The organism is Pseudomonas sp. B21-048 (genome assembly GCF_024748615.1).
GTDB lineage: Bacteria > Pseudomonadota > Gammaproteobacteria > Pseudomonadales > Pseudomonadaceae > Aquipseudomonas.
In genome coordinates, this window is record NZ_CP087168.1 from 3,726,522 (window position 1) to 3,743,623 (window position 17,102).

Sequence of the window (17,102 nt, forward strand, 5' to 3'; positions counted from 1 at the left end):
CTACGCTGTTGTTGATTTTGCCGAACCTGACCAAGGTGATTGGCTGATCGAGCATCAGGGTTTTCATTTCGCCTGATAAAAATGTGATTGACTCGCTACCCGGGTCAGCGTGGCTGTGCCAATCTTTGCGGCACTTTTACGACATGGACGGCGATTACTTGAAAACGCTCATTCTGTTTGGGGCCTTGCTGCTCAGCATGCCCCTGTCTGCCGCAGAGCTGAATCTGGAGCTGGGCGCGAGTTCTCGCACCTGGCAGACCGAGCAATTGCTCAAGCATCCTCAGGTTCAGACCCTCACCATCACTAACGACGTTTCCTACAAACGGGACATGAGCTATCGCGCCGTGCCGTTAGCGGCGTTGTTGACGGGCATCAAGCCTGACGATCATTTGCAAGCTGTGGCGCTGGACGGTTTTGCTGCCGAACTGGCTGCCGCGCCGTTGCTCAATACCCAAGGCGCGCGGGCCTGGTTGGCGATTGAAGACCCGACCCAGCCGTGGCCGCCCTTGTCCGAGGGCAAACACAGTGCCGGGCCGTTTTATCTGGTCTGGACCGATCCACAAGCGGGCAATATCAGCCCCGAGCAATGGCCGTTCGAAGTCGCCAGCATCAAGCGCATGGCCCCGGTGGCCGAGCGCTTCCCCGCCCTGCTGCCCGATCCTGCGCTGAAGGCGGACGATCCGGTGAACAAGGGCTTTGCGCTATTTCAAAAGAACTGCCTGGCTTGTCATCGATTGAATGGCGCGGGCGATGCGCAGTTCGGGCCGGACCTGAATATTCCGTTCAATCCGACCGAGTATTTCGGCGCGGATTTCCTCAAGCGCTACATTCGTGATCCGCAGAGCTTGCGCCAGTGGCCACAGGCGAAGATGCCGGCGTTCGCCACGACGGTGTTGCCGGAGGAGGATCTGGAATTGTTGGTGGGGTATTTGAAGCATATGGCGGGGCGGAAAGTGAAACCATAGTCAGTGATCGTTCCCACGCTCTGCGTGGGAATGCAGCCCGTGACGCTCTGCGTCACATCCAAAGCCGAACGCGGAGCGTCCGTGGAGGCATTCCCACGCAGAGCGTGGGAACGATCGGTGGTAGGTTACTGCTGTTGGACGGAGATCACCGGCGCAGGCGTCGGCGAGACAAACACCTTCGCATGCATCTGCTCGCACCCACCGCCACGGCGCATGCCGCGCACCGGGCAGGCGTCTAGGTAATCCAGGCCCACGGCCAGTTTCAGGTGACGCTCCGGGCGGGCCAGCTCGTTGGTTACGTCGAAGCTGTACCAGGCGTCATCCAGCCAGGCTTCAGCCCAGGCGTGACTGGCCAGGTGTTCGCTGTTCTCGCTGTACAGATACCCCGACACATAACGCGAGGGAATGCCCAGGCTGCGGGCGCAGGCGAGAAACGCATGGGTATGGTCCTGGCAGACCCCGGAACGCCCGGCGAAAGCCTGGGCGGCGCTGGTGTCCACTTCGGTGGAACCCGGCGTGTAGGTCATGTGCTGGTTCAGGCCATGCATCAAATCGATCAGCGCCGTACGATCCCGGCGTTGTTTGCACGACTTCTGAGCAAACGCGCGCAGGGCTTCGTCGGCTTCGGTCAGGCGCGTGAAACGCAGGAATGGCAGCGCCGACTGGCTTTCATGCTCGGCTTCGCGCAGTTCGTCGATGTCTACCTGCCCTCGGGCGCCGATGATGATTGCCTCGTGGGGTTCGTCCAGGGTCAGCACATGCAGAATATTGCCGAACGGATCAAGTTGCGAGCGCACCGGGCGTGGCAGGTCGAGCTGCCAGCTGAGCACGTGTTGGCGCTCGCTGTCGTGGGGGGTCAGTCGCAGGTACTGGATGCTGGCCCGCACCTGATCTTCGTAGTGATAGGTGGTCTCGTGGCTAATGGAAAGTCTCATGCCGCCTCCAGGTAGGAACTGTGTATGGCGTTGCCCAACTGGCGCACCAGCGGGATGAACTCGGTCAGCCAGGCGTGCAGGCCTTCGTCGAGAATTTCGTTGATACCGGTGTAACGCAGGCGCGCGTCCATTTCTGCCGCCAAACGCTGGGCAGGACGGCCGTTGGCGCCCGGTAATTGGGCGAGGATCTGGTCGATTTCTTCGGTGCAGGCACGCAGGGATCGCGGCACATCGGCGCGCAGCAGCAACAACTCGGCGACATGCCGGGCGCCAGGGGCGTCGCGGTAAATCTCGGTGTAAGCCTCAAACGACGACAAGGCCCGCAGCAAGGCGCTCCACTGGTAATACGCGTGGGCCGTGCCGTCGCTGACCGCTTCGGCCTGATCGCCGGCCATTTCGTAACGGGCGTCGAGCAGGCGCAAGGTGTTGTCAGCCCTTTCGATAAAAGTCCCCAGACGAATGAACCGGAACGCGTCGTTACGCATGATGGTGCCGTAGGACGCGCCGCGGAACAGGTGGGAACGTTCCTTGATCCACTCACAGAAACGGCTCATGCCGTAGCGACTCAAGCCCTGCTCGGCGATCCCGCGAATTTCCAGCCAGGTAGCGTTGATGTTCTCCCACATGTCGGCGGTGATTCGCCCTCGCACCGCATGGGCGCTGGCGCGCGCGGCACCGAGGCAGCTGTAGATGCTCGCCGGGTTGGCCGCATCCAAAGCGAAAAAGTGCAGCAGCCGTTCGGCATGCAGATCGCCGTGACGCTCCAGGTAATCGTCCAGAGTGCCGGTGATCAGCAACGGCATGGCGAGTTCATGCAAGCCATCACCACGACCGTCCTGAGGCATCAGGGACAGCGAATAACTGATATCGAGCATCCGTGCGAGGTTTTCCGCCCGCTCCAGGTAACGCGACATCCAATACAGATCCGAGGCAGTTCTACTTAACATGGCAAGCTTCCTTCAATCCTCGACCACCCAGGTGTCCTTGGTTCCGCCGCCCTGGGAGGAATTCACCACCAGGGAGCCTTCACGCAAGGCAACACGGGTCAAACCGCCGGGCACAACCCGGGTTTCGCGGCCAGACAATACAAACGGACGCAGGTCGATATGGCGTGGAGCGATACCGTTTTCGACAAAGGTCGGACAGGTTGATAAAGACAACGTCGGTTGGGCGATGTACGCGTGGGGCTTGGCTTTGATCCGCTCACGGAAAGATTCGATTTCCGCTGCCGTCGCCGCCGGTCCCACCAGCATTCCGTAGCCGCCGGAACCCTGGGTTTCCTTGACCACCAGCTCTGAAAGATTGGCCAGCACGTGGGACAGTTCCGAGGGATTACGACACTGCCATGTCGGCACGTTCTTCAGGATCGGCTCTTCATCCAGGTAGAAACGAATCATGTCCGTGACGAAGGGATATACCGATTTGTCGTCCGCGACCCCGGTGCCGATGGCATTCGCCAGTACCACGTTACCGGAGCGGTAGGACGACAGCAGACCTGGCACGCCGAGCATCGAATCCGGGTTGAATGCCAACGGATCGAGGAAGGCATCGTCGAGGCGACGGTAGATCACGTCGACGGCTTTCGGCCCGTCCGTGGTGCGCATGAACACCTTGTCATCGCGCACGAACAGGTCCGCGCCTTCCACCAGTTCAACGCCCATTTCCCGGGCCAGAAATGCATGCTCGAAAAACGCGCTGTTGAAGCGCCCCGGCGTCAGCACCACCACGCTCGGGTTGTCGATCGGGCTGGAGCTTTTCAGGGTGTCGAGCAACAGGTTCGGATAGTGGTCGATCGGTGCAATGCGCTGGGCAGCGAACAACTCGGGGAACAATCGCATCATCATCTTGCGGTCTTCGAGCATGTAGCTCACGCCGCTGGGTGTACGAAGATTGTCTTCGAGCACGTAGTACGTGCCGTCGCCATCGCGCACCAGGTCGACGCCGGAAATGTGCGAATAGATATCGCGGTGCAGATCCAGCCCTTGCATCGCCAACTGGTATTGCTCGTTGGCCAGCACTTGCTCGGCCGGGATGATGCCGGCCTTGATGATGCGCTGCTCGTGATAGAGGTCGGCAAGGAACATGTTCAATGCCTTGACCCGCTGAATGCAGCCGCGCTCGACAATCCGCCACTCGCTGGCGGGGATACTACGGGGAATGGTGTCGAAGGGAATCAGGCGCTCTGTCCCTTGCTCATCACCATAGAGCGTGAAGGTAATCCCGGCACGATGAAATAACAGATCGGCCTCGCGTCGCCGTTGTGCCAAAAGCTCGTCAGGCGTTTCGGCCAGCCAATGGGCAAACTCCCGATAATGCGGGCGGACCTGGCCGCCGGCATCGTACATCTCATCAAAATAGGTGCGGATCATGCCGTACTCCTTGTCACTCCGGACATCCAGGCCTTCGCAAGGCCCGTGCCATCGGCATAAACGCTTTGATATCAATCAGTTGGAGAATGACGCTGCACGCACCGCACCAATCCTGTGCGGTAAATGCCCCAACCTGATCGCCCCCGCCTCATGGCGAAGCAATGCTGTCGCCTATCAGCAGCATAGCCAGAGTTGATTTCACTGCCCGGGGGCGATGCGGATAATCGGCGCATTCGCTGGAAAACTTATCGCTCTTCCCTTTTAGCCGCCTGTTTAGGTGGCTTTTTTTTGCGTTTTTGAAACGTTATGAATCAAAAACACGATCTTTGGCCTTTTCAAACCGCGAGAACGAAAACGGCCAACCCAAAGGTCAGCCGTTGCTGAGTGTTGTCACTGTTCATAAAGTTATGCGAGTAACCCTCGTACCTCCTGCTTGACGCCCCATCCTTCGATGATACCGCCCAGAGGCTCGACCACCGCCTCGAAGTCCTGTTCAAAGTCGCCGATCCCGTCGTAGGTGGCGTACATCACTTTGCTCAGTTCCAGATGCCACGCGCCGTCGTCGCGCACGCTGATCTGGGCATTCAAGGATTCACCACTGAAATGACCTGCCGCCCTGCGTGCCCGCTCCTCGTCCGGGAAAATGGCGTAGAACTCGATGGGATGGAATCGTGAAAAGTCGAAACCGCCTTCTTTCATGCGGCGCAGCACGCTGCTGCTGATGTCTTCTTGATAGGCTGTGCTCATGAAACGTCCCCCTCAGACTGATGGATAGACTTTCCGTATTCCCTGCACTTTCAACCGATGGGTGAGAGCGATACGGCAACGGAGGTTGCCGACGGGAAACAAGCATGTAGCTGACAAGACCAGACCTTAGCGAGTCATTCGCTGATCTCGCTTGCAGAGTAGCCTTAAGACAGAGGCGCTGCCAAGGCCTGGTTGTGAATGTGACAGGGGGTGTATCAGATCGGGGTAATACTGATGATTTCAATGCTGTTCTGGGATTTCAGACTTTTGACGGTCGGATCGTCGGTACGACCCTCCAGATCATTGAGATCCAGTTCGGCAGCGACCGGCAGGCACCGGGCGCGAATGAGTTTGGCGGCTTGCTCGCTGTTCGGGCATTCCTCGCACTCGAAAAGTTCGTCCACTGTTTCACCGTGATCATCCACGAAAGTGATTTTCCACTTTTGCATCGGTGCCTCCTCGATAAAACCCATGGATGGGCTTACAAGTATCTGGACTTTTGCCCTGAGTGATCGTTCAAACGGATTACAACGCGCAAGCATGAAAGGCATAGAAACGGTAGGGGCTGAGCTTGCTCAGCTCCTACCGGGGTTATGCGTACATTTTAGTCGTTGCTGGGTTTGTTCACCGCTTGCAGCACATATTGCGGCAAGGCGAAGGCACCGATGTGGATTTCCGGGTTGTAGTAGCGAGTGATGATGCCGCTGCCAGCGAACCGCTGTTGGAGGATTTCGCGGGACAATTTGCGATAGGCGGTATTGGTTGCGCCCCAGGCGAAGGTCATCGCGCCACCGATGTAGGTCGGCACGGCCGCCTGATAGAAGTGCCAGTCCGGGAACAGGCTGCGCAGACGGCCGGCGGTGGTTTTGACTTCTTCGATTTGCATGAACGGAGTGCCGTTCTGGGTCACCAGAATGCCGCCTTCGTTCAGGCAGCGACGGCAAGCCTGGTAGAAATTTTCGGAGAACAGCACTTCACCCGGGCCGATCGGATCGGTGGAGTCAGAAATGATCACGTCGAACTTTTCGGTGGTGGTGGCGACGAAACGCATGCCGTCGTCGATCACCAGGTTCAGGCGTGGATCATCGAATGCACCCTTGGAGTGGTTCGGCAGGAATTCCTTGCACATGTCGACCACAGTGCCGTCGATCTCGACCATGGTGATGTGCTCGATGCTGCGGTGCTTGGCCACTTCACGCAGCATGCCGCCGTCGCCGCCGCCAATGATCAGTACGCGCTTGGCGGTGCCATGGGCGAGGATCGGCACGTGGGTGAGCATTTCGTGATAGATGAATTCGTCGGCTTCTGTGGTCTGGATCACGCCGTCCAGTGCCATTACCCGGCCCATGCGCGGGTTCTCGAAAATCACCAGATGCTGGTGTTCGGTGCGCACTTCGTGCAGCAGTTTTTCCATGCGAAAACGCTGGCCATAGCCTTCGTAGAGGGTTTCCAGGTACTCGCTGGTTGGGGTATTGCTCATGGGAAGTGCTCCGATGAATGCGGGTGGCAACGGACGGTTACCCGCCCATGATGGCCAATCGATCGCCTCGATTGCCCGGGAAAGGCGCGCATTCTACGTTGTGGAACATGACAGGTCGAACGTCACTTGATGGTTCGACACAATCCTCTGTGGGTGCTGGCTTGCCTGCGATAGGACCGCTGCGGTGAAACTGACCCGACCGCAGCGCCTGCATCGCGGGAAAGCCACGCTCCTATAGGTTCAGTGTTGCTTGTGGGAAACCGATCAGATCCGCACATTACCTCGCGGCCCGGCGATGGCCCAGATGATCAGCCCCAGGACCGGCAGCAGGAGGATCAATAGCACCCAGATGATTTTCATCCCGGTCTCGGCGCCACTTTTAAGCACGTTGATGATGGCCCAGATATCCAGGGCAAGAATAATCAGGCCAACCAGGCTGTTGAATGTGGAACCCATGGTGACGCTCCCGAAGAGTGGTGTGCAGTCTTAGGATAGTCGGGCCTTGTGCGGGTTCCGTTTTATTACCGTCGTCGAGATTTTCAGACGTGGATCGCCACTTTCAGGGCTTCCAGAGATGGCGCGGCGGCAATGCCAACTTCGGCGCACAACTCGAGCACCCGTGGCATGTCATTACCGTAGACCAGCACCACTTGCAGCTCGTCGTCGAGCAACTGGCTGAAGTTCAGCAGCGTGTAACCGCCGTTTTCCTTGTTCATGCTGCTCATCTGCACCTGAATGCGATTGAGCGCCGTCAGGGCATCGGTCTTGGCCAGTTGCTTAGGTTTAATGTTGAACTCGACGCCGGGACCGAACGAAGCGACGATCTGCGCGAACAGGTCCATGTAGGTGTCAGCCTGGAACAGCACGGTTTCCGGCAAGCTGCCGACGACTACCCACTCGCCCAACGGGATCGGAAAAGTGTCGTCGTAGTTGATGTCCGGATTAGCTGTCAGAAAAGCCTCGGGATTGGCGTAGGCCTGAGCCGCTTCGTCAGCGACTTTCAGAATTTCGTCATCGCTCATGCACCCGGAGCTGATTTTGCTGATGAGTTCAATGAGTGCGGCTTTCATGAGGTGGATCCTGTAGCGAGGGAGATTTGAGGGCGCGAAGGATAGCGCATTCGGAAACGGATTACGGGACCAGGCATAAACCTGTGGCGAGGGAGCTTTGCTCCCTCGCCACAAAAGCCCCGTAACCACAGAGGTCAGGCCAGGAGTTTTTGCAATTGTGCGGTGGTATCCACCGCGCCCATGGTTTTGGCCGCATCCAGCGCGGACACACCGTTGGCGTCCTTGGCTTTCGGATCGGCGCCTTTGCTGATCAGGTAGTCAATGATTTCGACGCGGTTGAACATCGCGGCCATCATCAACGCAGTTCGACCGTCGAAGGACGAACCTTCCACTTGCGCGCCCCCCTCGATCAATGCCTTGACCACCGCCAGATCACCCTTGAACGCCGCGCCGGCAATCGGGCTCTGGCCGTTGTCATTACGGATCTCCGGGTCGGCCTTGTGCTCGAGCAGGACTTTTACCGTCTCGACATGGCCGTGGTACGCAGCGAGCATCAGCAAAGTGTCGCCCTTGTGGTTGCGCAGATTCGGCGGCAAGCCCTTGGTCAGCAGCGCAGCCATCATGGCTGCATCGCCCTCGCGCGCTTTGTTGAACACCTGTTCGGCAAATTCAGCAGCCTCTTCGGGGCTCATCTGGCGGCTTTTGTCTGACATTGGGGACTCCACATTCGGTCAATCGGAAAGCCGATAGTTTCCCGAGCGCTCCCGAACCTGTCACTTCTTTTTTCTCATGGATGGCCATAGCCACATTCAATAAAAGCCAAATTCAATAGCGGTACCTGCCACAGTGAATATCCGCCAGCACCTGCTCGGTCACTTGCACGTAAGTCTGGGTTCCCGGCAACCAGGCGTAGATCGGGTCATCGCCGGTGGTGTTCGGGTCGAAGGCTTCGTCCTTGAGTCGGGTCTTCTGGTATTTGAAGGTCGCGGTGGTTTCCATTTTCACTTTCACCCGTAGGAAAAGTGGCACCGCATAGGCAGGCATTTGCTGCCTGGCGAACGCCAGCAACTCGCTGAAGTCCAGGGTCGCCAGGGACTCAGCCGGGGTGATTGCCGCCATTCCGGCACGCCCATTGGTGTTGTGGATTTCTACGCCATAGGCCACGGCTTCGGCGATCTGCGGGTGTTGCAGCAGGGTGTTTTCGACCTCGGTGGTCGAGACGTTTTCGCCTTTCCAGCGGTAGGTGTCGCCCAAGCGATCGACAAACTGCGCGTGACCAAAACCGATGTTGCGCAGCAGGTCACCGGTATTGAAGTAACGGTCACCCTTCTCGAACACGTCATGGAGCACGACTTTGGCGGTTTTCTGCGGATCGGTGTAGCCGTCCAGCGGCGCCTTGTCGTCGATCCTCGCCAACAGCAGACCCTGCTCGCCCTTGATCACTTTGCGCATTAAGCCCCTGGCATCACGGGAGGGGGCACCGCTGTCGTGGTCGTATGCCACCAGTTCCCAGGCCATCAGGGAAAAACCGACGGTGTTGTCAAAATTGAGGATGTTGGTGAAGGCGATATTGCCGTCGCTGGCGGCGTACAGCTCGCAGATATGATCAACGGCAAAACGCGTTTTGAACTCGCGCCACGCACCGGGGCGCAGACCATTACCGATCATCTTTGTCACGCCGTGCAGACTGTCGTCCGGGCTGCGCGGTTGATCCACCAGGTAGCGGCACAATTCGCCGACATAACCGAGGGTGGTCGCCCGGTATTTACGCACATCGCTCCAGAACTGGCTGGCGCTGAACTTGCGGCGGATGGCAAACCCCGACGCCCCGCTGATCGCCGAGCCCCAGCACACGCAGAGGCCGGTGGCGTGGTACAGCGGCAAGGTGCAATAGACGATGTCATGCGGCCGCATATTCAAAGCGATCAGCCCGAAACTGGCAGCGCTGTGCATCCAGCGGCCATGCTTGAACACCCCGACCTTGGGCAATCCGGTGGTGCCCGAGGTGTAAATGTAGAAACAAGGATCGTCGAGAAAAATCTGCTGACTGCTGACGGGGTTGTCGCTGCAGGCTTCGGCGCTGACCGTCATCAGGTTAATGAAGCCATCGGACGAATTGCCCGGATGGCGATAAGTGTCTTGATCGGCGACAAACCAGGTGCGCGCCGCGTCGATGGACACCCGCTCGCGGACCGCATTGAAGGCCGGAGCCAGCTCTTCTCCGACCACGATCGCCACGGGCACCACCCGACTCAGGCTGTGAGCCAGGGTATCGCGAGTTTGGGAGGTATTGAGCAAGGCGCTGATCGCACCGACTTTGGCCACCGCTAATATCGTCACCAGCAGTTCCACACGGTTTTCGATAAAGATCGCCACCACATCGCCCTTGCGAATGCCTTGGGCTAGCAGATGATGAGCGATGCGATTGGCCCATTGATTGACCTGTGCGTAAGTGAGCACCACCTCGCCCTGCAGCAAGGCCGGGCCATCGGGATTACGCAGCGTCGCCTGCTCAAAGCTCCAGCCCAGGCCACACGATTGGGTCGGGGCCTTGACGTAGGCGGCTTTCATGCCCTTCACCACACGGGGAATGGCTCTGGCAATGGAAGGCAGCTTGCGGAGCATCATGCCCCAGGTAATCGTGTCGTTCAGCGTGCGGCTCATGATGCTCCCGTCGATCTTCTTATTGTCGGGTGGCGTTGATTGAGGCCGAAAATACGTCAGCGGTTCTTGAGCTGTACACGCGGTTTTTGAAATGTTTTGTATCCGCGACCGAACTGTTCGGAGCTGCCATCGAAAAGCGGAACCCTGACGTTGTGATTGGTTCAATCGAATCGACCGACCACGCAAAATGCAGGATGCACGATGGCCATTCATGCAGATTGCACGAAATCGCAAAAACACTTAAAAGTTAACCTATTGATTTATATGTCTTTTTAAAAAAACAGGCGCTGGCACAATCACTGCAGCTACCTCTCCATGTTGCCCTTCAAAGCACTCACGGAGCCGATAGACATGAGCCTGATCCAGGAAAAATTTTCGTCGCTGTTCTCCAATTTCGAAGTGACCACCCAGCCACGGCCTGACGGCGGCATTCTGCTGACCCTGCGCAGTACGGACGGCAAAGTCTTCAAACGTTCAATTTCCTACCAGCAATTGCATGCTGGCGATCAGCTGTCGTGGGTGATCAGCGCGATTCGCCGTGATGTCGCGGAACAGGCCAGCGAACTGCCGCAGATTTCCATGCTGCAAAGCCAGCAACGGTTTGCCTTGCCGACCTATCACTCGGTTTAAATCCAGATAATAAACGCGCTACAAACAAACAGGCCGTGAGCGCTTTCGCTTCACGGCCTGAGTTGTTTCTGCCGTTACGCTATCTCCTACAGGTTATGCGGGGGTTTACAGGGCTAAAGGATTGATCCGCGCAAAGCTATCGACGGTCACATGCCCCGCCAATTCCCCACCCTCACGAGCCAGGCCACAGGTTGCCATCCCGGCCGTGCGCGCCGCGTCCAGCTCTTGAACGATGTCGGACAGGAACAGAATTTGCGACGCCTCGAGGCCAATCGCCTGGGTGATCCGCTCGTAGGACTGTGCTTCACGCTTGGGCCCTGAAGTGGTATCGAAATAACCACTGAACAGTGGCGACAAATCCCCCGCGTCCGAGCACCCGAAAATCAGTTTTTGCGCCTGAATCGAGCCCGAAGAATAGACAAACAGTTGATAGCCTTCCTGATGCCAGCGCTTGAGCGCTTCAACGGCGTCCGGGTACACGTGGCCTTTCAACTGCCCGGCCTGATACCCCTGCTCCCAGACCATGCCTTGCAATGCCTTGAGCGGCGTGGCCTTGCGGTCTTCGGCGATCCAGCCCAAGAGGATCTCAATGACCCGTTCGACGTCGGCTTGCGGTTCACCGCTGTCACGCCGAACAGCGGCGAGCTGCTCGGCAACGTCGGCGCGTTCGGCGTTTTCGCGAACGAAGTCCGGCAGGTGTTTGGCGGCGTAAGGAAACAGCACGTCGAACACAAAACTCACCGCGCTGGTGGTGCCTTCGATGTCGGTGAGAATCGCTTTGATCGGCATCGGCTCAGTCCTCGAGACGCGGGAAGCGGCTGGCGATGTTGTCGCCGGTGAAATTGGCCACCCAGCCTTCGGGGTTGTTGAACAGGCGGACCGCGACGAAATGCGGATTTTCACCCATGTCGAACCAGTGCGGTGTACCGGCCGGCACCGAGATCAGATCGTTTTTCTCGCAAAGCACGGCGTAGACGTAATCGCCGATGTGCAGGGTGAACAAGCCACGACCGGCGACGAAAAATCGTACTTCGTCTTCGCCATGGCGGTGTTCATCGAGGAACTTGGTGCGCAACTCGGCTTTTTGCGGGTGATCGCTGTTCAGGCTGACCACATCGACAGTGATGTAACCGCGTTCGGTCATCAGTTGGTCGATTTGCGCCTGATACGCGGCGATCACTTCTTCCTGGCTCGCGCCGGGCTGGATTTTCGCCGCGGCTTGCCAACGGTCGAAGCGCACGCCCTGTTCGGCCAGGGTCGAGGCGATGTCTTCGAGGTGGGTCAGGACCTTGTTCGGTATTTCAGGGCTGGAGACGTGATAAACGGACAGGCTGCTCATCTGGGCAACTCCTTAACGGTTCATGCTTTATGGTTCGAGAGCGAGCGCGTCTTCAACTCGCACTCGAACAAAAATTCAAAGGCCTCGATCTGCCGCAGCGCGTCGCTCATGCGCGCGCCCCATGTGTAGAGGCCATGGCCGCGGATCAGATAGCCGACGCAATCAGGATGGGCGTCGAGCCAAGGCTGCACCTTGGCGGCCAGCCGCGCAATGTCCTGATCGTTGTCGAAAATCGGCACGCGTACCCTGGACTCGTGGGTAGAGACGCCACTGAAGGCTTTTTGCAGTTCGTAGTCTTCAAACTCGATGAAGTCTTCCGCCGTCAGGCGCGACAGCACCGTGGCATTGACTGAATGGGTGTGCAGCACCGCGCCGATCTCCGGGCGCCAGCTGTACAGCTGAGTGTGCAGTAGGGTTTCGGCGGACGGTTTTTTGCCCGATTCCAGGCTATTGCCCGACAGGTCGGTGGCCAGCACATCGTCGATGCCCAGCTGGCCTTTGTGCTTGCCGGACACGGTCAGCAGTGCTTCGGTCGGCGACAGGCGGGTCGAGTAATTGCTGCTGGTGGCCGGCGACCAGCCGCGACCATACAGAAAACGCCCGGCGTCGATGATTTCCTGGGCGAGGTGTTCACGGGTAAGGCTCATGGCCTGTCCTCTTGCATACGTGTGGCAATGATAATGGCAGCGGCGAAGGCTGCGAGACTGGCAATACTAAAAGTCAATGTGGCGCCGAGGGCATTCCAGCTGTAGCCGGAATACAGCGCGCCCAGTGCGCCGCCGGTGCCGGCCAGCGCGGCATACAACGCCTGGCCCTGCCCTTGCTGACGCGCGCCAAAGCTACGTTGCACGAACTGGATGGCAGCGGCGTGAAAGCTGCCGAAGGTGGCGGCGTGCAGCACTTGGGCAAACAGCAGCACCCACAGGAATTCAGCAAACGAACCGAGCAACAACCAACGCAGGGCCGCCAGCAGGAAACTCGCCAGCAGCACCCGGCGCACTGAGAAGCGCGCAAGAATCTTGCTCATGACTAGAAACATCAAGACTTCGGCAACCACGCCGACCGCCCAGAGCATGCCGATCAGCCCGCGACTGTAACCGAGTCGTTCAAGGTGCAACGTCAGAAAGGTGTAATACGGCCCGTGACTCATCTGCATCATCGCCACGCAAGCGTAGAACGCCAACACTCCGGGGTTGCGCAATTGCTGGAGGAATCCCTCCCCCGCCAACCGTTCACCCTGGATCGGTTGCGCGTTAGGCACCCATAGACTGCTGACGACGATCCCGGCCATGATCAGCACCAGCGCCACCGGATAGATGTCCAGGCTGAGCCATTCGAACAACCGGCCGAGCGCAACGACGGTGATGATGAAACCGATTGAGCCCCACAGGCGAATCTGACTGTAGCGAGACGTCTGGCCGTTCAAATGCGCCAGAGTGATGACTTCGAACTGTGGCAATACCGCGTGCCAGAAGAACGCGTGCAAGGCCATGACCATCGCCAGCCACGCATAGCTTTTGCTGACGAAAATCAGTGAGAAGGTCAGCAGCGTACAGACCGCGCCGAACCGCACGATGGCCAGACGTCGCCCGGTGTAGTCACCGAGCCAGCCCCAGATATTCGGCGCCACGCAGCGCATCAGCATCGGGATCGCCACCAGTTCGCCAATGCGCGCACTGGAAAAGCCCAAGTGATCGAAATACAGCGCCAGGAACGGCGCCGTCGAACCGAGCAAGGCGAAATAGAACAGATAGAAACTGGAGAGCCGCCAGTACGGCAGCGCCGCCACGGCCATCAGACTGCAGCGGCTTCAAGAACAGCCATTAAAGCTGACCCAACACCGGCGTGCTCACGCGCACATCGGCGTTCTGCCCGCGATGACGCAGCAGGTGATCCATCAGCACAATGGCCATCATCGCCTCGGCAATCGGCGTCGCGCGGATGCCCACGCACGGGTCGTGACGGCCCTTGGTGACGACCTCAACCGGGTTGCCATGGATGTCGATGGAGCGGCCCGGCGTGGTGATGCTCGAGGTTGGCTTGAGTGCCAGATGCGCCACGATCGGTTGACCGGACGAGATGCCGCCGAGAATGCCGCCGGCGTTGTTGCTGAGAAAACCTTCGGGGGTCATTTCATCACGGTGTTCGGTGCCGCGCTGGGCGATGCTGGCAAACCCGGCGCCGATTTCCACGCCTTTGACCGCGTTGATGCTCATCAGCGCATGGGCCAGTTCCGCGTCGAGGCGGTCGAAGATCGGCTCGCCGAGGCCCGGCATCACGCCTTCGGCAACCACGGTGATCTTCGCGCCGACCGAATCCTGGTCGCGACGCAACTGGTCCATATAGGCTTCCAGCTCCGGCACTTTGTCCGGGTCGGGGCTGAAGAAGGCGTTTTCTTCCACCGAATCCCAGGTCTTGAACGGAATTTCGATCGGGCCGAGCTGGCTCATGTAGCCACGAACGACGATGCCTTGGGTGGCCAGGTACTTTTTCGCAATCGCCCCTGCCGCCACGCGCATGGCGGTTTCACGGGCCGAACTGCGACCGCCGCCGCGGTAATCGCGCTCGCCGTATTTGTGGTGGTAGGTGTAGTCGGCGTGGGCCGGGCGGAACAGATCCTTGATCGCCGAATAGTCCTTGGACTTCTGGTCGGTGTTGCGGATCAACAGGCCGATGGCGCAACCGGTGGTGCGGCCTTCGAACACGCCGCTGAGGATTTCGACTTCGTCGGCTTCCTGGCGCTGGGTGGTGTGGCGGCTAGTACCGGGCTTGCGGCGATCCAGGTCGCGCTGCAGATCCTCAAGGGAAATCTCCAGGCCCGGCGGGCAGCCATCGACAATGGCGACCAACGCCGGACCATGGCTTTCGCCCGCGGTGGTGACAGTGAACAGCTTGCCGTAGGTATTGCCGGACATGCGGGACGCTCCGTGAAATCGAAACTAAAATACGTAATGCGCGCCAGTATACGCAGGCTACCCGACTAGTTCATCCTCGAACCTTATGGGTGCCTGCGAGTCCAACCGGCACCTTGTTGATGATGGCGTGATGATGCTGCGAGTTCTAGCCTTGAGCCTTACCTTGTTTACCGGCTTTGCACAGGCCACTGTCCTGCAACGCCCGATCACATTGGACACGGGCAGCGACGAGCTTTTCGGCTCGCTGTTGCTGCCCAAGTCCGACACGCCTGTGCCGGTTGTCCTGATCATTTCCGGCTCCGGTCCTACGGATCGTGACGGAAACAACCCCGACGGCGGACGCAACGACAGCCTCAAACGGCTGGCCTGGGTGCTGGCCAAACACAACATCGCCAGCGTGCGCTACGACAAGCGCGGTGTGGCGGCGAGCCTGGCTGCGACTCCAGACGAACGCAATCTGTCGGTGGAGGCCTATGTGGCCGACGCCGAAGCCTGGGGCCAGAAGCTCAAAGCCGATCCACGCTTTGGCAAACTGATTTTGCTGGGACACAGCGAAGGTGCGTTGATCGCCAGCCTGGCGGCGCCGAACGTCAATGCCGCAGCGGTGATTTCCATGTCCGGCAGCGCCCGGCCGATCGATCAGGTCCTGCGCCAGCAATTGAGCAATCGCCTGCCGCCGCCCTTGATGTTGCGCAGTAATGAACTGCTCGACAGCCTCAAGGCCGGCCACACCGACGACAACGTGCCACCGCAATTGCAGGTGATTTTCCGTCCCAGCGTGCAGCCGTACCTGATTTCGCTGTTCCGCCAAGACCCGGCGGCGGCCTTCGCCAAGTTGAAGATGCCGGCGCTGATCATCCAGGGCAGCAACGACATTCAGGTCGGCGTAGGTGACGCCAAGGCACTCAAGGCCGCTAAACCGGACGCGGAACTGGTGCTGATCGAAGGCATGAACCACGTGCTGCGCATCGTGCCCAATGATGTGAAGCGGCAATTGGCCTCCTATAAAGATCCGCAATTACCGCTGGCGGCGGAACTCGGCGCGCGAATCCTCGGGTTTATTGAAGGACTTCGCTCCAGTTAAGCGCTGTTTTCCCTCCAGTCCTGAAAAAAACGGCCGATAAGCCTTTGTCGCCAGCGCACTGGCTGGCGGCAAGCAGGGCTTGGACAGGATCTCGCCGTTATGACTGATACCCAGACTTCACCCGACACCACCGCTGAAAAAGACGCATCGACAGCGGTCGAGCTGCCGTGGGCGGACGTCCACGTCGAGCACCACAAGATGCTCCGCCTGGCGCCGCTGCAAACCGACCGCAACACCGGTGGACGGCCGTTGCGCTTTGTCGAATTCGGTTACGCCGAACGCAATAGCAAGGAACGCAGCCTGATGCGCATGGCCATCAAGCTGCCGGGCCAGCGCGTGCGCAAAGAACAGAATCATCTGGACGTGTGGGTCGATCACACCACCAAACGCGTACATTTCGGCCCGGAAAGCGGCTTGCAGATCGAGCCGATGAACCGTGGCATCGGACGTTATATGGCAGCTCAGGGCATTACCTGGGCGAAGAAGAAATGGCCCGCCTACACCGTCGACGGCACTGATCTGAATAACAAGGATGCGCTGAACGAAGACACTCGCCTGCGCCGCGATCATTTTCTGCGGGTGCACGGTTTTGACGTGGTCTACGCCGACGCCCAGCATTTGAAGGGCAGCGTTAAAGAGGTGTCGGTCAGTGATTTGCTCGGCGACTGGAACAGCGAAAAGTTGCAGCAGGTAGAAATCCTCGAAGCCGCGCAGATGCTCCAGCAAGCCGAGCAGAACCTGGCGGAACAGGAAGTCAAACTGAAGAAACACGAAGAAAAAGTCAGCAAGTACAAACGCGAAGATGCCGGGCTGCGTTTTACCATTACCTGTCTGGTGGCGTTTGCGGTGTTTCAGGCGGGGTTATTGATCTGGATTGCTACGCACCGGTAACCGGCATCAAACCCAATTGTGGCGAGGGAGCTTGCTCCCGCTCGAGCGCGAAGCGGTCGCAAAACAGGCAACC

Annotated in this window: 19 protein-coding genes; 4 read left to right on the forward strand and 15 right to left on the reverse strand. The window is 58.9% G+C overall.

The features are described 5' to 3' along the window. The first annotated feature begins 143 nt into the window (after positions 1 to 143). Positions 144 to 965: a cytochrome c gene (locus LOY56_RS17410; RefSeq protein ID WP_258615965.1), complete on the forward strand. Its 822-nt coding sequence runs from the start codon at positions 144 to 146 to the stop codon at positions 963 to 965. Positions 966 to 1,090: 125 nt separating this feature from the next. Here LOY56_RS17410 and LOY56_RS17415 read toward each other — a convergent pair whose 3' ends face one another. From LOY56_RS17415 to LOY56_RS17460, 10 genes are all read right to left on the reverse strand, one after another. Continuing rightward, on the reverse strand, positions 1,091 to 1,900 hold the full coding sequence (locus LOY56_RS17415; protein WP_258615966.1) for a transglutaminase family protein: 810 nt from the start codon (positions 1,898 to 1,900) through the stop codon (positions 1,091 to 1,093). After that, positions 1,897 to 2,847 (reverse strand): alpha-E domain-containing protein, encoded by a 951-nt coding sequence (locus tag LOY56_RS17420; protein WP_010456611.1) that lies wholly within the window; start codon positions 2,845 to 2,847, stop codon positions 1,897 to 1,899. The genes LOY56_RS17415 and LOY56_RS17420 overlap by 4 nt, the downstream gene beginning before the upstream one ends. Before the next feature lie 12 nt (positions 2,848 to 2,859). Next, entirely contained in the window at positions 2,860 to 4,269 is a 1,410-nt protein-coding gene (locus LOY56_RS17425; RefSeq protein ID WP_258615967.1) for a circularly permuted type 2 ATP-grasp protein, read from the reverse strand. A 405-nt stretch (positions 4,270 to 4,674) separates the two neighbouring features. Then, the gene (locus LOY56_RS17430) at positions 4,675 to 5,016 is read right to left on the reverse strand and encodes a ribonuclease E inhibitor RraB (protein WP_008005633.1); all 342 of its coding nucleotides are present in this window, start codon (positions 5,014 to 5,016) and stop codon (positions 4,675 to 4,677) included. A gap of 215 nt (positions 5,017 to 5,231) precedes the next feature. Then, positions 5,232 to 5,465: a hypothetical protein gene (locus LOY56_RS17435; protein WP_038979787.1), complete on the reverse strand. Its 234-nt coding sequence runs from the start codon at positions 5,463 to 5,465 to the stop codon at positions 5,232 to 5,234. A 155-nt stretch (positions 5,466 to 5,620) separates the two neighbouring features. Further along, positions 5,621 to 6,496, reverse strand: coding sequence for a polyamine aminopropyltransferase (speE, locus tag LOY56_RS17440; protein WP_258615969.1), 876 nt, complete (start codon positions 6,494 to 6,496; stop codon positions 5,621 to 5,623). Between the two features lie 264 nt (positions 6,497 to 6,760). Continuing rightward, positions 6,761 to 6,952: a PLDc N-terminal domain-containing protein gene (locus tag LOY56_RS17445; RefSeq protein ID WP_007902193.1), complete on the reverse strand. Its 192-nt coding sequence runs from the start codon at positions 6,950 to 6,952 to the stop codon at positions 6,761 to 6,763. An 83-nt stretch (positions 6,953 to 7,035) separates the two neighbouring features. Next, positions 7,036 to 7,566 carry a hypothetical protein gene (locus LOY56_RS17450; protein ID WP_258615970.1) on the reverse strand — a complete coding sequence of 177 codons (531 nt, stop codon included), beginning with the start codon at positions 7,564 to 7,566 and terminating at the stop codon, positions 7,036 to 7,038. 134 nt (positions 7,567 to 7,700) lie between these two features. Further along, on the reverse strand, positions 7,701 to 8,219 hold the full coding sequence (locus LOY56_RS17455; RefSeq protein ID WP_258615972.1) for an ankyrin repeat domain-containing protein: 519 nt from the start codon (positions 8,217 to 8,219) through the stop codon (positions 7,701 to 7,703). Positions 8,220 to 8,331: 112 nt separating this feature from the next. Then, positions 8,332 to 10,170: a long-chain-acyl-CoA synthetase gene (locus LOY56_RS17460; RefSeq protein WP_258615973.1), complete on the reverse strand. Its 1,839-nt coding sequence runs from the start codon at positions 10,168 to 10,170 to the stop codon at positions 8,332 to 8,334. 351 nt (positions 10,171 to 10,521) lie between these two features. On the opposite strand from LOY56_RS17460, the gene LOY56_RS17465 reads away from it, so the two are divergent. After that, positions 10,522 to 10,800 carry a DUF3509 domain-containing protein gene (locus LOY56_RS17465; protein WP_007898807.1) on the forward strand — a complete coding sequence of 93 codons (279 nt, stop codon included), beginning with the start codon at positions 10,522 to 10,524 and terminating at the stop codon, positions 10,798 to 10,800. 105 nt (positions 10,801 to 10,905) lie between these two features. Here LOY56_RS17465 and mtnC read toward each other — a convergent pair whose 3' ends face one another. The 5 genes from mtnC to aroC are packed head-to-tail and all read right to left on the reverse strand — an operon-like array spanning position 10,906 to position 15,054. After that, positions 10,906 to 11,589 carry an acireductone synthase gene (gene mtnC, locus LOY56_RS17470; protein ID WP_258615976.1) on the reverse strand — a complete coding sequence of 228 codons (684 nt, stop codon included), beginning with the start codon at positions 11,587 to 11,589 and terminating at the stop codon, positions 10,906 to 10,908. Positions 11,590 to 11,593: 4 nt separating this feature from the next. Next, on the reverse strand, positions 11,594 to 12,139 hold the full coding sequence (locus LOY56_RS17475; protein ID WP_258615977.1) for an acireductone dioxygenase: 546 nt from the start codon (positions 12,137 to 12,139) through the stop codon (positions 11,594 to 11,596). A 20-nt stretch (positions 12,140 to 12,159) separates the two neighbouring features. Beyond that, positions 12,160 to 12,786, reverse strand: a complete 627-nt coding sequence (locus tag LOY56_RS17480; protein WP_258615981.1) for a methylthioribulose 1-phosphate dehydratase — start codon at positions 12,784 to 12,786, stop codon at positions 12,160 to 12,162. Next, the gene (locus LOY56_RS17485) at positions 12,783 to 13,934 is read right to left on the reverse strand and encodes an MFS transporter (protein WP_258615983.1); all 1,152 of its coding nucleotides are present in this window, start codon (positions 13,932 to 13,934) and stop codon (positions 12,783 to 12,785) included. Before LOY56_RS17485 ends, LOY56_RS17480 begins: the two co-directional genes overlap by 4 nt. A gap of 28 nt (positions 13,935 to 13,962) precedes the next feature. Then, complete coding sequence (gene aroC / locus LOY56_RS17490; protein WP_258615984.1) at positions 13,963 to 15,054, reverse strand: chorismate synthase; 1,092 nt, start codon at positions 15,052 to 15,054, stop codon at positions 13,963 to 13,965. Between the two features lie 85 nt (positions 15,055 to 15,139). Here aroC and LOY56_RS17495 point away from each other — a divergent pair, with 85 nt between their 5' ends. Then, positions 15,140 to 16,138: an alpha/beta hydrolase gene (locus tag LOY56_RS17495; protein WP_258615985.1), complete on the forward strand. Its 999-nt coding sequence runs from the start codon at positions 15,140 to 15,142 to the stop codon at positions 16,136 to 16,138. A 99-nt stretch (positions 16,139 to 16,237) separates the two neighbouring features. Further along, positions 16,238 to 17,029, forward strand: coding sequence for a hypothetical protein (locus LOY56_RS17500; protein WP_258615988.1), 792 nt, complete (start codon positions 16,238 to 16,240; stop codon positions 17,027 to 17,029). Positions 17,030 to 17,102: the final 73 nt, after the last annotated feature.

Bases quoted from the DNA above. Each gene is read 5' to 3' on its own strand.
- LOY56_RS17410 (WP_258615965.1), top strand. From the start codon at position 144: ATGGACGGCGATTACTTGAAAACGCTCATTCTGTTTGGGGCCTTGCTG.
- LOY56_RS17415 (WP_258615966.1), bottom strand. From the start codon at position 1,900: ATGAGACTTTCCATTAGCCACGAGACCACCTATCACTACGAAGATCAG.
- LOY56_RS17420 (WP_010456611.1), bottom strand. From the start codon at position 2,847: ATGTTAAGTAGAACTGCCTCGGATCTGTATTGGATGTCGCGTTACCTG.
- LOY56_RS17425 (WP_258615967.1), bottom strand. From the start codon at position 4,269: ATGATCCGCACCTATTTTGATGAGATGTACGATGCCGGCGGCCAGGTC.
- LOY56_RS17430 (WP_008005633.1), bottom strand. From the start codon at position 5,016: ATGAGCACAGCCTATCAAGAAGACATCAGCAGCAGCGTGCTGCGCCGC.
- LOY56_RS17435 (WP_038979787.1), bottom strand. From the start codon at position 5,465: ATGCAAAAGTGGAAAATCACTTTCGTGGATGATCACGGTGAAACAGTG.
- speE (WP_258615969.1), bottom strand. From the start codon at position 6,496: ATGAGCAATACCCCAACCAGCGAGTACCTGGAAACCCTCTACGAAGGC.
- LOY56_RS17445 (WP_007902193.1), bottom strand. From the start codon at position 6,952: ATGGGTTCCACATTCAACAGCCTGGTTGGCCTGATTATTCTTGCCCTG.
- LOY56_RS17450 (WP_258615970.1), bottom strand. From the start codon at position 7,566: ATGAAAGCCGCACTCATTGAACTCATCAGCAAAATCAGCTCCGGGTGC.
- LOY56_RS17455 (WP_258615972.1), bottom strand. From the start codon at position 8,219: ATGTCAGACAAAAGCCGCCAGATGAGCCCCGAAGAGGCTGCTGAATTT.
- LOY56_RS17460 (WP_258615973.1), bottom strand. From the start codon at position 10,170: ATGAGCCGCACGCTGAACGACACGATTACCTGGGGCATGATGCTCCGC.
- LOY56_RS17465 (WP_007898807.1), top strand. From the start codon at position 10,522: ATGAGCCTGATCCAGGAAAAATTTTCGTCGCTGTTCTCCAATTTCGAA.
- mtnC (WP_258615976.1), bottom strand. From the start codon at position 11,589: ATGCCGATCAAAGCGATTCTCACCGACATCGAAGGCACCACCAGCGCG.
- LOY56_RS17475 (WP_258615977.1), bottom strand. From the start codon at position 12,139: ATGAGCAGCCTGTCCGTTTATCACGTCTCCAGCCCTGAAATACCGAAC.
- LOY56_RS17480 (WP_258615981.1), bottom strand. From the start codon at position 12,786: ATGAGCCTTACCCGTGAACACCTCGCCCAGGAAATCATCGACGCCGGG.
- LOY56_RS17485 (WP_258615983.1), bottom strand. From the start codon at position 13,934: ATGGCCGTGGCGGCGCTGCCGTACTGGCGGCTCTCCAGTTTCTATCTG.
- aroC (WP_258615984.1), bottom strand. From the start codon at position 15,054: ATGTCCGGCAATACCTACGGCAAGCTGTTCACTGTCACCACCGCGGGC.
- LOY56_RS17495 (WP_258615985.1), top strand. From the start codon at position 15,140: ATGGGTGCCTGCGAGTCCAACCGGCACCTTGTTGATGATGGCGTGATG.
- LOY56_RS17500 (WP_258615988.1), top strand. From the start codon at position 16,238: ATGACTGATACCCAGACTTCACCCGACACCACCGCTGAAAAAGACGCA.